Source organism: Kitasatospora brasiliensis, assembly GCF_032654805.1.
Classification (GTDB): domain Bacteria; phylum Actinomycetota; class Actinomycetes; order Streptomycetales; family Streptomycetaceae; genus Kitasatospora; species Kitasatospora brasiliensis.
The window spans coordinates 1,526,084-1,538,496 of the sequence record NZ_JAUOOW010000001.1; the positions used below are offsets into that span (position 1 = coordinate 1,526,084).

Genomic DNA, 12,413 nt, shown 5'->3' on the forward strand with positions numbered 1-12,413 from the left:
CGCCTAGGTCGCGGGGCGGATGGGCGGCGGGGCAGGCTGGTCCCGCCACCACAGCACAACGCGTCCCGGCCGGAGCTTGCGAACCCCTTGGCCGCCCGGGTGGACGTCGACACGGTGGAGCATGAGCTTCGCCAGCCCGGCCTTGGCCTCCGTGGGTGCCGAGTTCCACCAGTCGACGAGCTGCTTGATGCTGCCGCTCACCGGGGTGGCGGCCGCCCGTTCCAGGATGCGGATCCGGTGGCGCAGGGCCTTCTGCTGCTGGACGCCACTCTGGCGCGCCTTGGCGGCGCTGGCGGCTGTGATCTCGTGGCGCAGCACCATGCCGGCGAGGCTGTCGAGCCCCTGTGTGACCGCGTCCAACTCCGCCTTGGTGGCGGCAAGTTCCTTCTCCACCTCGGTCCGCGCGGCCTCCAAGGCCTTCTGGGTGCCGGGCTCCGACAGCCGGGCGACGATCTCTTCGCCGAGGTGGTCTTCCAGGACCTGCGCGGAGATCCGGACCTTCCCGCAGCTTCCGGGCCGGTCGGCGCGGGGCCCGGCCGAGCAGCAGTAGCCGGGGTTTCCGGAGTTGGTGCGCAGGCCCTGGTGGTTGGCTCCGCACAGGGCGCACACGACGAGGTCGTTGCTGCTGAAGGCGTAGTCGTAGTCGGGCCGGGGGTTGGCCTTCCGGCTGGCCTTGTGCTTCTCGGCCTCGGCCGCGTCCTTGGCCTGGAGCTGCGCGAACTGTTCTGGGGTGATGACGCCCGGGTGCCCGGCGTCGACGAGCTTGCCGTCCGGTCCGGGCTTGAGCCCGGCGATCGCCGGGTTGCGGAAGAGCCGGGCGATGGTCTGGCCGGTGAACGGGGAGCCGAGCGTGCCGACGACGCCGTGGGACCTCAGGTAGGCGGCGGCGCCGGCGCGGGTTCCCCCGCCGATCCGGCGCTGAACGGCCTCCCTCAGGGCCTGTGCTTCCTCTTTCACCAGCGTGCCCTTGTCGCCGGTGAACCCGAAGGTCCTTGCCGCCACTCTGCGCCTCCCATCCTGGACACCCTTTACGTGATGGAGACTCGTGGACGAGTCTCCATCACGTTGCACGTATCAAGCTGCGACAAGGCCGTCGATCTGGAGGTGCCTCCACAGGGACGCCGTGAGGACTCGCGTCGAGCCCCCGACGCGGATCATGTCCAGCGGGAAGGTCTCATCCCGGATCGCCGCGTACGCCGTATTGGGGCCTACGCCCAGCGCCTTCGCCGCGGTCACCACGTTGATGGTGACCGGCAGGCCAAGCACCTGCTCCAGGGTCATGCCCCGACCGGACTCGTCGGTCTTGTCGATCTTCATTTTGAGTCGTCGCGTTTCTCCCCCGCGCCAACCTGTGCCCAGCGTACCCGCCCGGTAAGAACAGGTGCAGATGACGCCAGGGCGTCAAGGATAGCGCCCCACACACGCGGGGCGGCAACCGCGAGCAACGCGAGTGAAGGGCAGGTCCGATTCACCAAAGCCCAAGCCCAGAGTGGTTGTTGCGTGTACACCTGATCAAGAATGGGACAGAATAGAACACACATTCGAATGGCGCTCCGTAGTCACTCGACCAACACCACGAAGGAAAGGGGAGGGCTGGCCCATGTTCGAGGAGAGGACCTACAAGCGGTGCGGGTGCAAGGGCCCGCTGCACCACCGCCGCGGCAAGGACAAGGGCAAGCCCGTCCTGAACGACGACGGCACCCACCGGATCGGCGACCTCGGCACCGGCTGCCCCGACCTGGAGAGGAAGCGCAACCACGGCTCCTGGTACTACTTCCTCCTCATCGAGGACGACGCCGGCAAGGAGACGATCCGCGTCCGCAAGGGCGGCTTCCGAACCCAGGAGGATGCCGCCGCCGCATGCAAGGAGGTCTGGGAGGACTACCAGGCCGGCCTGGACGTCGACGTGGAAGAAACGTTCAGCGCCTACATGGACCGCTGGGCCGACAAGAAGAAGGACGTCGCGCTGTCCACGGTCGCCAAGTACCGCGAGCACATCCGGCTACACATCGCCCCCTACATCGGGCACATCGACCGCAAGAAGATCCGCAAGAAGCACATCGAGCGGATGTTCGCGGCGATCCAGGATCGCAACGTCACCGTCCAGGCCCACCGCGAGTACGTGGCCCTCCTTGCGCAGGACTGCGAGAACAAGCGGCAGGCCTGGCGGGCCGCCCCCAATCTGGAGGACCGGCGGGTCCTGCGGGCCTCCTGGCATGAGGCCCGCGACCTCCTTGCCCTTGAGCGCAAGAAGATGCGCCGCGTCACCGACGTCCAGACTCAGTACCGCATCCGCGCCACGCTCTCCTCCGCCCTCGGCGACGCCGTGCGCGCCGAGGAGGTGAAGAAGAACTGGGCCGAGCTGGTCAAACTCCCCAAGGCGAACCCGCCCAAGCCGATGCTGTGGACACCCGGCCGGGTACGCCGTTGGCGCGAGACCGGCGAGATCCCCGGCAAGGTGATGGTCTGGACCCCTCAGCTCACCGGCGAGTTCCTCGACTTCGTCGTCAACGACGACCTGTTCGATCTATGGCACTTCATGGCCCTGCGAGGCCCGCGCCGCGGTGAGGCCTGCGCCCTGCCGTGGACGGAGGTCGACCTCGAAGCCATGTCCGTCACGATCAGCCGTCAGATCGTCTCCATCGCCTACAAGTTGTTCGGCACGACCCCCAAGGCGGACTCCGAACGCATCCTCGACCTCGACAGCGAGTCAGCCCGGCTCTTCGAGAAGCGCGCCGTCCTCCAAGTCGAGCAGCGAGAGAAAGCAGGCTTGGCCTGGCAGAACACCGGCTTGGTCTTCACCCAGGAAGACGGCTCCGGCTACCACCCCGACTTCCTGACCCAACGGTTCAAGCGCCTCGTGGAACTCTCCGGCCTGCCGCCGATCACCCTCCACGGCCTACGCCATGGCGCGGCCTGCATCGCACACGCCAGCGGATCGGACCCCAAGGAGATCTCCGAACAGCTCGGCCACAGCACCATCAAGATCACAATGGACACCTACACCAACGTCCTGCCCGAAGCGAAGAGGCTCCGAGCCGAAGCCTCGCTCGCCATCGTCCCCCGCTCCGGCCGCCAGGCCCCCGCTGCTCCAGCAGAGCCCGCTCGCACCATGGCCACCCCGAGCGCCGAGCCCATCAGCATACCGGCACAATCCTCTCCACCGACTCCGGCCCCTGCTCCAGCGGCCCAGCCGCGCCCAGCCAGCGGCGGACGCCTCGCAGCCCTCAAGCGGCTCCGCGAGAAGAAGGTGACCGGCGGCGTGTAGAGAGGGCTTGCTCGCATTCGTCTGCGTGGCTGGCACACCACGTCAAGATCACCATCGTTGGGCGCCACTCTTAAACAGGTAGCTAGCCGCCGCCCAGTATCCCGCCTTCACAGCGGGGCCCCCGGCCACCACCGGCCGGGGGTTGCTGATGCCGACACTCAGGGCGCCGTGGTGTCCATTCGTTTCTGCGGCAACCCACAGATCCGGTCCATGGTGATGAAATCCTTGTCCACATGCAGGACCGCCATGCCCATGAGCCGAGCGTTCGCCGCAAGCAGTAGGTCTACCGGTGAGGCCGACTCATGGGCAGCAGAGTCGGTCAGCTTCAGCTGCAACAGCTCCGCCTCGTCATAAGCGTCCTTGTGCATCTCAACCGGCGGAAAGATCGTTTCAAGGTTCCTGAAGTACCGGTCCCGCTCGCTAGCGCGGCGTACAGCCTTACCCATCTCCAGTCGGGTGACTTGGCACATCCCCACAAGCCCTGAGTCGATCGGCCCCATCCACGCCGGATACAGCGACTTCTTGTGCAGGTACCGAGCAGCAGCCGACGTGTCTACGAGGTACTGGATCATGCGGAGGACTCAGCCTCGCTCCCGTGATGCCTCGGGATCATGCCCTTGGGGCGCCGACCCGCTGGGCGTGCGTGCACCGTACCCTGGCCCCGGGGCTCCTGGAGACTCAGCGCATGGAGAATGCTGTTCCTGAGCTCCACTTCGCGCGTGAGAGCCCGCACGGACCGGAGTGTTGGACTGTCCCCAGACACGGGTAGCTGCCGCAGATCAGAGATCACTCTTTCGACCTCACGTGCGATCAGGGACGTGCCCAGGAAACCACGGGGCGGAGCACAAGGGCCGACCTCAGGCAGCACGTTCGACTTGCCCTGTGCAGCACGACGCACGTTGCGAATGCGCTCGGCAAGGTCTACGGAGTCATGCTCGTGGCCACCATCGTCCGGGTCCTCCTCGATGAGCGAGCCAAGGTCAACGTCGCCGTCCTCAAGCATCTTCGAGATGTCGTCGTAAGCAGCCTGAGCTCTCGACCGCGCTACAGAATCCGCTACCGCTGCCTTGATCGTCTCGGCTGGTGAAGAAGTCCCGAGCGCCTCGCCGGCCGCTTCCAGATCCGCATCATCGAGCTCGACCGAGAGGACCCCACCATCGATCTCAATCTTGATCACTGCCACGTCATCACCCCCTCCGTCTCTGATGAAGTCCCTGCCAGGACCAGTATCGGCCACAAGCCACAGCTGCGGCCCGCACCTCCCAGATTTGGGACCCCGGTCGGCCAACGACCACGCACCGGGGTGATCATGCCGTGTGGCGCAGCAGTCAGAGCGGCTGCACGACCGGTCTAAGAGAAGGTGTCCTCTCCCGGGCCCAGCCCTGACGCGCACTCTGCGTCACCGCACTGAACAGCCCCTCCCTGTTCCTGAGTCGGAATTCCGCCCCAGAGAATGCGGCGCCGACAGACGCAACGTGGGCCTTGCCGAGGATTTGGGTCAATTCAGCACGGGGCCCGATCCACCCGAAGGGGAGAGCCCTGACCCAGCCAGCGGGCTGCTCACGGACCAGGCCTGCCAGCGGTTGGGCGCGGGCTCCGAGGGGGCCGAAGCCCCCGGCCGTTCCCCAACCGTTCCCCAACCGGGGTGAATCTCGGCGTGCCAGACCCTCTCTGGCGGGAGCATGCCCTACAGTCTGAGCCGAGGGCTCTAGTGTTTCACCAGGTCAGAGCGCACTTTGGGCTGGCGCCTGGTCAGCTGTTCGAGGTGGGGCGGGTGGGACTCGAACCCACGACCAAGGGATTATGAGTCCCCTGCTCTAACCGGCTGAGCTACCGCCCCGGTTCGCCGCGTACGCCGGCATCGGCACACGTCAGCAGCGGACGGCCCAGCGAGGCCGTCCCGGGCAGCATAGCCGGTCGATCACCCGTGGTGCGCGCCGGGGGCGCGGCCGGGGTGCGCGAGGCCGTGCGGGGGGTGCGCCCCTCCCGGGTGGCGCAGCCCGGCTGGCGTCGGGGCGCCCGCCCGGTGCAGCCTGGGCGGATGACGATGCGTGGGACGGGGGCGGCGGGCGCGGCGCTCGCGCTGGTGCTGGCCGCGGCGGGCTGCACCACCGCGGCGGGGCCCGGCGGGGGCGCCCCGACGGTCACCTCTGCTCCGCCCGCCGCCCCCGGTGTCTCCGCCGACAGCCACGGCTGGAGCAGGCAGCGGTTCAGGGCCGCGGCCGGCCGGGCCACCGGGGTCACCCGCACCGCCAAGCCCACCGTGCTCAACGGCCTGGTCGGCGCGGTGTTCACCCGCAACGCCGACGGCGACCACTTCTGCACCGCCAGCGTGGTCGACAGCGCCGGGCTCAACCTGATCGTCACGGCCGCCCACTGCGTCTGGGACCCGAAGCTCGGCCGGCGCGGCGACCTGGTCTTCGTCCCCGGCTACCGCGACGGCGACACCCCCAGCGGCGTCTGGCCGCTGCTGGCCGTCACCGTGGACGACGGCTGGAACGACCACGCCGACCCGGACATGGACGTCGCCTTCGCGGTCGTCCAGGCCAGGAACGGGCAGCAGGTCCAGCAGGTGCTCGGCGCCAACCGACTGGGCGTCAACCAGGGCTACCGGCTCCCGGTGAAGATCACCGGCTACCCGAGCAGCAGCGGCGTCCCGATCACCTGCGCCAACACCACCACCCGGCAGAGCCCCACCCAGCTGCGGATCGACTGCCCCGACTACACCGGCGGCACCAGCGGCAGCCCCTGGGTCACCGACTTCGACCCGGCCACCAGGACCGGCACCGTGGTCGGCGTGATCGGCGGCTACCAGGAGGGCGGCGACAGCCCGGACACCTCGTACAGCAGCTACTTCGGCGACCGCGTCCAGGCCCTCTACGACCGCGCCACCGGCTGACCGGAGGTCAGGGCATGGACCCGGCGGTGGCGCCACCGGGCGGGGCCTGGTAGATCTTCCTCACGAACGCTCACGAACGGCGGAACGCACGCGCCCGCGGCCGCCCCGAGGAACGAGACGGAGCTCCGATGGCCCCCCGCCCGGCACGGCCCGCGCGCACGGCACGAACGGCGGCGCTGGCCGCCCTGCTGCTGGCCGCCGGCACCGCGTGCGGCGGCGGCCAGGACGGGGCCCCCACGGCCGAGGTCGCCCCGCAGAGCCCCGCCCGGGATCGGGTCGGCACCCTCTCCATCCACACCGCGCAGGGCCCCCGGGCCTGCACCGCGAGCGTGGTGCACAGCCCCCGGCGCAATCTGCTGGTCACCGCGGCACACTGCGTGCAGACCCGCAGGATCGGCCTGCTGGACGGCCTGGTGTTCACCCCGGGCTACCGCAACGGCGCCACCCCGTACGGGACTTGGCCGGTGCAGGCGATCACCGTCGATCCGCGCTGGGCGGCCGGCGACGACCCCGAGTACGACGTGGCGTTCGTCACGGTGGGCGCGGTCGACGGCCGGCAGGTCGAGGACGCGGTCGGCGGCAACGCGGTCGACACCGGCCGGGGCTTCGGACTGTCCGTCTCGGTCACCGGCTACCCGAACGAGAGCGACGAGCCGATCACCTGCGCGGTCCGGACCAGCTCGCAGAGCGCCACCCAGGAGCGCTTCGACTGCGGCGGCTACACCGACGGCACCAGCGGCAGCCCCTGGGTCGCCGCGAACGGCGCGGTGGTCGGCGTGATCGGCGGCTACCAGGAGGGCGGGAGCACCCCCGGCACCTCGTACAGCGTCACCTTCGACCAGCGGGTCGCCGACCTCTACCGGAAGGCCACCGCCTGAGCCGGCCGCGGGCGCGGTGTCGCGTACGTCACAGCGGCCCCGCACGGTCGGCGCGGCCGCACAACACGAAGGCCCCCCGGTCGACCGGGGGGCCTTCGCTCTGAGCAGTCACCGGGCGGACCCGGTGCAGCTCCCGCAATTGGACTCGAACCAATAACCTGCCGATTAACAGTCGGCTGCTCTGCCAATTGAGCTATGCGGGATCGCGATACTCGACTTCCGTACCACGGACGGGATCCGGACCCCGGAGGGACCTTCTCCCGAGCTCCCCCAATTGGACTCGAACCAATAACCTGCCGATTAACAGTCGGCTGCTCTGCCAATTGAGCTATGGGGGATCGGCTTCCGCTTCGGCCCCCGGTCTCCCGGGCTCCTCGGCGCTCGCTGCGGGACATACATTAGCGCACTCGGGGGGGTGGTCCGCCAATCGCTTTCCCAGGTTGCCGACGGGCCGCCGCCCGGCGCGCCCCGCGCGCGCCCGGCGACGGGGCCGGGGGATGCTGGGGGCGCGGACGGTTCACCGTCCCGACGGACGGGTAGGGCAATGCGGCAGAAGCCGCCAGGAGAGGGTGGATCCGATCATGTGGAAGCTGTCGTTGGCCGTCGGTTTCGCGGCCGGCTACGTCCTGGGCTCGAAGGCCGGGCGCCAGCGCTACGAACAGATCGCCGAGGTCAGCCGGCAGATCGCCCGGAACCCCACGGTGCAGAGCGCCACCGACCGGGCCCGGCAGCAGGCCGGGGTGGTGGCCGGGAAGGCCGCCGGCGCGGTCGCGGACCGGGTCGGCGACCGGCTGCCGAACGCCGTCACCGACCGGGTGCCGTACTTCAACCGCTCCCGGGCGGCGGACGACGGCTGGGGCACCTTCCGGCCGTGAGGCTCGGCCCGCGGGCCGGCGTCGTGTGACGCCGGCCCCCGGGGCCGCCCGGGGCCCGGGTCAAGCGCACCCCAACCGGGCGTCGCGAACCCGCAACAGCGCCCCCGGCCCGGACGCGTCACGGGCCGGGCTGAGGCATGATCTCGACATGGCCATCGTCGCGGGGATAGACAGCTCGACCAGCCGCACCCGGATCGTCGCTTGTGACGCCGACACCGGTGCCGTCCTGCGCTCCGGCAAGGCTCCGCACCCCGTCCCCGAGGACCTGGAACTGCGCCAGGGCGAGGCCGATCCCCAGGTCTGGCTGCACTCGCTCGGCGACGCCGCGACCGGCGGCCTGCTGGAGAGCGTCCGGGCGATCGGCGTCAGCGCCCAGCAGCACGGGATGATCGGCCTGGACGCGGGCGGGGTGCTGGTCCGCCCGGCGATCCTGTGGAACGACCCCCGCTCCAGCGGCGCCGCCGCCAAGCTGCTGGACGCCTTCGGCGGCCCGGCCGCCTGGACCGCCGCGATCGGCGCCGTGCCCGCCCCCACGTACACCATCGCCAAACTGCGCTGGCTGGCCGAGTTCGAGCCGGCCAACGCCCGCCGGGTCGCCGAGGTGCTGCTGCCGCACGACTGGCTGATCTGGCAGCTGCTCGGCCACCCCAAGCGCCGTACCACCGACCGCGGCGACGCCTCCGGCACCGGCTACTGGTCGCCGATCACCGGCGAGTACCGGCAGGACCTGGTCGAGCTGGCCCTCGGCCACGAGCTGAGACTGCCCGAGGTGCTGCCCCCGTCCGAGCCCGCCGGGCACACCCCCGAGGGCCTGCTGATCTCGGCCGGCACCGGGGACAACATGGCCGCGGCTCTGGGCCTGGGCCTCGGCCCGGGCGACGCGGTGGTCTCGCTCGGCAGCGCCGGGACGATCTTCGCGGTGCACGGGGAGGCCGTGGTGGACGCCTCCGGTCTGGTCTCCTCCTTCGCCGACGCCAGCGGCCGCCACCTACCGATGGTCGCCACCCTCAACGCCGCCCAGGTGCTGCGCTCCACCGCCGCCCTGCTCGGCCGGGACCTGGAGGGCCTCAGCGACCTCGCCCTGCACTCCACCCCCGGCGCGTACGGCCTGGTGCTGCTGCCGTACCTGGACGGCGAGCGCACCCCCGCGCTGCCGCACGCGGCCGGCACCCTGACCGGCCTGCGGGCCGAGGCGATGGCCCCTCAGCACCTGGCCCGGGCCGCCGTCGAGGGCATGCTGTGCAACATCGCCGACGCCCTCGACGTGCTGCGCGCCCAGGGTGTCGCGGTGAAGCGGGTGTTCCTGCTCGGCACGGCCGGCCGGCTGCCCGCCGTGCGGCACATCGCCCCGATGCTCTTCGGCGTCCCGGTCGTGGTGCCGCCGCCCGGCGCCCACGCCGCCCGCGGGGCCGCCCGGCAGGCCGCCTGGGCGCTGGCGGGCACCGCCGAGCCACCGGAGTGGGGCCTGCCGGACGCCGAGACCGTCGAGCCCGACGGGGAGCAGGACCTGGCGATCGGCTCGGCGGTCCGTCAGCAGTACCGGGCCGCCCGCGACCAGATCCACCCGGAGGCGGCGGGCTGAGCGCCCGGTGGCGGCCGGTGAGGAGCGGCGGCCGGTGAAGATGCGTCACCCGGCACCCGGTGGCAGCGTGGGACGGGACCCGGCCACCGACGCGAAGGGCGACAGGACGCCATGGCGCTGCACAAGGGAGCCGGCGGCGACCGCCGGCTGAGCATCGGCCCGTACCCGACCATCACCGACCCGCTGGGCGCGATGAAGCTGGCCCCGCCGCTGCACCGGCTCGGCGAGGCCCCGGTCGCCGCGGAGACCGCCTACCAGCTGATCCACGACGAGTTGATGCTGGACGGCAACGCGAGGCTCAACCTGGCGACCTTCGTCACCACCTCGATGGAGTCCCAGGCCACCCGGCTGATGACCGAGTGCCTCGACAAGAACATGATCGACAAGGACGAGTACCCGCAGACCGCCGAGCTGGAGCGGCGCTGCGTGGCGATCCTCGCCGACCTCTGGCACGCCCCCGACCCGGACGCCGCCGTCGGGTGCTCCACCACCGGCTCCAGCGAGGCCTGCATGCTGGCCGGGATGGCCCTCAAGCGCCGCTGGACGCGCCGCAACGCCGAGCGCTACGCCGCCGGGGCCCGGCCCAACCTGGTGATGGGCGTCAACGTGCAGGTGTGCTGGGAGAAGTTCTGCAACTTCTGGGAGGTCGAGGCCCGCACCGCGCCGATGGACGGCGACCGCTTCCATCTGGACGCCGAGCAGGCGGTGGCCCTGTGCGACGAGAACACCATCGGCGTGGTCGGCGTGCTCGGCTCCACCTTCGACGGCTCGTACGAGCCGATCGAGGCCATCTGCGCGGCCCTGGACGCCCTCCAGGAGCGCACCGGCACCGATGTGCCGGTGCACGTGGACGGCGCCTCCGGCGGCATGGTGGCGCCCTTCCTGGACCCGGAGCTGGTCTGGGACTTCCGGCTTCCCCGGGTGGCCTCGATCAACACCTCCGGGCACAAGTACGGCCTGGTGTACCCCGGCGTGGGCTGGGCGCTCTGGCGCGACAAGGAGGCGCTGCCCGAAGAGCTGGTCTTCCGGGTCAACTACCTGGGCGGCGAGATGCCGACCTTCGCGCTCAACTTCTCCCGGCCCGGCGCCGAGGTGGTGGCCCAGTACTACGTCTTCCTGCGGCTCGGCCGGGAGGGCTTCCGGGCCGTCCAGGGCGCCTGCCGCGAGGTCGCCACCTACCTGGCCGGGCAGATCGGGAAGCTGGACGGCTTCCGGCTGCTGACCCGGGGCGACCAGCTCCCGGTGTTCGCCCTCACCACCGAGGAGGGCCGGCCCTTCGACGTGTTCGACGTCTCCCGGCGGCTGCGCGAGCGCGGCTGGCAGGTGCCCGCGTACACCTTCCCGGCGAACCGGGAGGACCTGTCGGTGCTCCGGATCGTCTGCCGCAACGGCTTCTCCCGGGACCTCGCCGACCTGCTGCTGGCCGACCTCGGCCGACTGCTGCCCGAGCTGCGGCGCCAGCCCGTCCCGCTCAAGGAGCTGGGAGTGGAGCCCCGGGCGGGCTTCCACCACTGACCGGCCCGCGCCGCTCGCCACCTGGCGAAACGTCACGGCAGGGAACGTCACGGCGGGAAGGGCGCAGCGAAGCGCCCTCCCCGCCGGAGCATCCCGGTCGGTCCGGGGCAGCCTCCCCCCGCGAGGCTGCCCCGGGCCGGTGGGGGTACCGGGGCCGACTGACCGCCGGCCAGAGAACTGTGCACGAAGAACGCATGAAGGTTCGAGCCCTCCCGGGGGTTGTGAGACACTTCCGTCCGTCTCAGCGCCATGACCTGGGGTTTGGGACGCCACGCCGACGAGGGTGGAGACGCTCAGACGCCGAACGGCCCGGGCCGGGACCCCTCCGCTCCCCCGCCCCCGTCCCCGTTTCGTGAGTTTGGAGCGCCGTTTTGGCTTCCGCCTGGAAGCAGCTGCCCGAGGAGCTGTCCGAACCCGCCAGACGCCTGGCGGAGGAGCTCCGGACCATCAAGGACACCGCCGGACTGTCGCTGTCCGAGCTGGCCTCCCGGACGCACTACAGCCGGGCCTCCTGGGAGCGCTGGCTCAACGGCAAACGGGTCGTCACCGAGCAGGCGCTGGAGGCGCTGGTCGGGGCGGTGGACTGCGACGCGGCCGCGCTGCGGGCGCTGTGGCGACAGGTGGGGGCCGAGGCCGCCTGCGGACCCGTCGCCGGAGAACCTCCGAAGCGCGAGGAGCCCTCGGAGCCCGAGGAGCCCTCCCCCGCCGTCTGGTGGCGGCGCCCGGTGGCGCTGGTCTCCGGCGCGGCCGTACTGGCGCTGCTGCTGGTGCTGACGGGCCTGCGGATCGGCCACTCCGGCGGGCAGGCCTCGGCGGCCGGTACGGCGACCGGTACGGCGACCGGTGCCGCCGCCAGTGCCAAGCCCTCGGCGACCGGCCCCGCCTGTCGGGCCGTCGGCTGCGCCCACAAGGACCCGAAGACCACCGGCTGCGGCCAGGACGCCCGTACCCTGCAGACCCAGGTGGTCGGCCAGGTGGTCGTCTACCTCCGGTACAGCGAGGTCTGCCAGGCCGCCTGGGCGGCCATCACCGAGGGCCGGCCGAAGGACTACACGACGATCACCGACAGCACCGGCGACAGCGAGACTGCCGTCATCCACTGGGGCTACGACAACTACTCGTCGATGCTGAACGCGGCGGACCCGGCCGTCAGCTTCCAGGTCTGCGGCTACCAGCCGGCCGGACACGACTGCACGACGGCGGTCTCCGGCCTGGCCATGGTGGTGGCCTCCACCCCGATCCCGATCGGGCGCGCCTCGCCCCCGCCCGGCACCGGCGCGGGCGCGCCCACGACCCCGGCCCCGGCCACCCCGGCCGTCCCCGAGCCCACCGATCCGCCGGTTCCGACCGATCCGCCGGTTCCGACCGACCCGGCGAGTCCTTCCTGAGCCAGGGC

At 71.2% G+C, this 12,413-nt stretch carries 11 protein-coding genes and 3 tRNA genes; 7 read left to right on the forward strand and 7 right to left on the reverse strand.

Going from position 1 to position 12,413, the window contains the following annotated elements:
* Nucleotides 1–3: 3 nt before the first annotated feature.
* Together QWJ13_RS06985 and QWJ13_RS06990 are read right to left on the reverse strand one after the other, a co-directional pair.
* Nucleotides 4–1,002 (reverse strand): recombinase family protein, encoded by a 999-nt coding sequence (locus tag QWJ13_RS06985; RefSeq protein ID WP_316521257.1) that lies wholly within the window; start codon nucleotides 1,000–1,002, stop codon nucleotides 4–6.
* A gap of 72 nt (nucleotides 1,003–1,074) precedes the next feature.
* Nucleotides 1,075–1,317: a DNA-binding protein gene (locus QWJ13_RS06990; protein ID WP_316521258.1), complete on the reverse strand. Its 243-nt coding sequence runs from the start codon at nucleotides 1,315–1,317 to the stop codon at nucleotides 1,075–1,077.
* A 283-nt stretch (nucleotides 1,318–1,600) separates the two neighbouring features.
* Here QWJ13_RS06990 and QWJ13_RS06995 point away from each other — a divergent pair, with 283 nt between their 5' ends.
* Nucleotides 1,601–3,268, forward strand: a complete 1,668-nt coding sequence (locus QWJ13_RS06995) for a tyrosine-type recombinase/integrase (protein ID WP_316521260.1) — start codon at nucleotides 1,601–1,603, stop codon at nucleotides 3,266–3,268.
* Nucleotides 3,269–3,426: 158 nt separating this feature from the next.
* Here the strand turns inward: QWJ13_RS06995 and QWJ13_RS07000 are convergent, their stop codons facing one another.
* The 3 genes from QWJ13_RS07000 to QWJ13_RS07010 all read right to left on the reverse strand — a co-directional run bounded on the left by QWJ13_RS07000 (nucleotide 3,427) and on the right by QWJ13_RS07010 (nucleotide 5,108).
* Nucleotides 3,427–3,840, reverse strand: coding sequence for a PIN domain-containing protein (locus QWJ13_RS07000; RefSeq protein WP_316521261.1), 414 nt, complete (start codon nucleotides 3,838–3,840; stop codon nucleotides 3,427–3,429).
* Nucleotides 3,837–4,451, reverse strand: coding sequence for a hypothetical protein (locus QWJ13_RS07005; protein WP_316521262.1), 615 nt, complete (start codon nucleotides 4,449–4,451; stop codon nucleotides 3,837–3,839). The genes QWJ13_RS07000 and QWJ13_RS07005 overlap by 4 nt, the downstream gene beginning before the upstream one ends.
* Nucleotides 4,452–5,034: 583 nt before the next feature.
* A tRNA-Ile gene (locus QWJ13_RS07010) sits at nucleotides 5,035–5,108 on the reverse strand.
* 201 nt (nucleotides 5,109–5,309) lie between these two features.
* Here QWJ13_RS07010 and QWJ13_RS07015 point away from each other — a divergent pair.
* Together QWJ13_RS07015 and QWJ13_RS07020 are read left to right on the forward strand one after the other, a co-directional pair.
* The gene (locus QWJ13_RS07015) at nucleotides 5,310–6,167 is read left to right on the forward strand and encodes a trypsin-like serine peptidase (RefSeq protein ID WP_316521263.1); all 858 of its coding nucleotides are present in this window, start codon (nucleotides 5,310–5,312) and stop codon (nucleotides 6,165–6,167) included.
* Nucleotides 6,168–6,295: 128 nt separating this feature from the next.
* Nucleotides 6,296–7,045 (forward strand): trypsin-like serine peptidase, encoded by a 750-nt coding sequence (locus QWJ13_RS07020; RefSeq protein ID WP_316521265.1) that lies wholly within the window; start codon nucleotides 6,296–6,298, stop codon nucleotides 7,043–7,045.
* Nucleotides 7,046–7,175: 130 nt separating this feature from the next.
* Here the strand turns inward: QWJ13_RS07020 and QWJ13_RS07025 are convergent.
* Together QWJ13_RS07025 and QWJ13_RS07030 are read right to left on the reverse strand one after the other, a co-directional pair.
* Nucleotides 7,176–7,248, reverse strand: a tRNA-Asn gene (locus tag QWJ13_RS07025).
* A gap of 62 nt (nucleotides 7,249–7,310) precedes the next feature.
* Nucleotides 7,311–7,383: transfer RNA gene (locus QWJ13_RS07030), tRNA-Asn, on the reverse strand.
* A gap of 243 nt (nucleotides 7,384–7,626) precedes the next feature.
* Between QWJ13_RS07030 and QWJ13_RS07035 the strand changes: the two genes are divergently transcribed.
* The 4 genes from QWJ13_RS07035 (at nucleotide 7,627) to QWJ13_RS07050 (ending at nucleotide 12,405) form a co-directional block, all read left to right on the forward strand.
* Nucleotides 7,627–7,920, forward strand: a complete 294-nt coding sequence (locus QWJ13_RS07035) for a hypothetical protein (RefSeq protein ID WP_316521266.1) — start codon at nucleotides 7,627–7,629, stop codon at nucleotides 7,918–7,920.
* 148 nt (nucleotides 7,921–8,068) lie between these two features.
* Nucleotides 8,069–9,502: an FGGY family carbohydrate kinase gene (locus QWJ13_RS07040; protein WP_316521268.1), complete on the forward strand. Its 1,434-nt coding sequence runs from the start codon at nucleotides 8,069–8,071 to the stop codon at nucleotides 9,500–9,502.
* Between the two features lie 111 nt (nucleotides 9,503–9,613).
* Nucleotides 9,614–11,017 carry a glutamate decarboxylase gene (gene gad / locus QWJ13_RS07045; protein WP_316521269.1) on the forward strand — a complete coding sequence of 468 codons (1,404 nt, stop codon included), beginning with the start codon at nucleotides 9,614–9,616 and terminating at the stop codon, nucleotides 11,015–11,017.
* Nucleotides 11,018–11,388: 371 nt separating this feature from the next.
* Nucleotides 11,389–12,405, forward strand: coding sequence for a helix-turn-helix domain-containing protein (locus QWJ13_RS07050; RefSeq protein WP_316521270.1), 1,017 nt, complete (start codon nucleotides 11,389–11,391; stop codon nucleotides 12,403–12,405).
* Nucleotides 12,406–12,413: the final 8 nt, after the last annotated feature.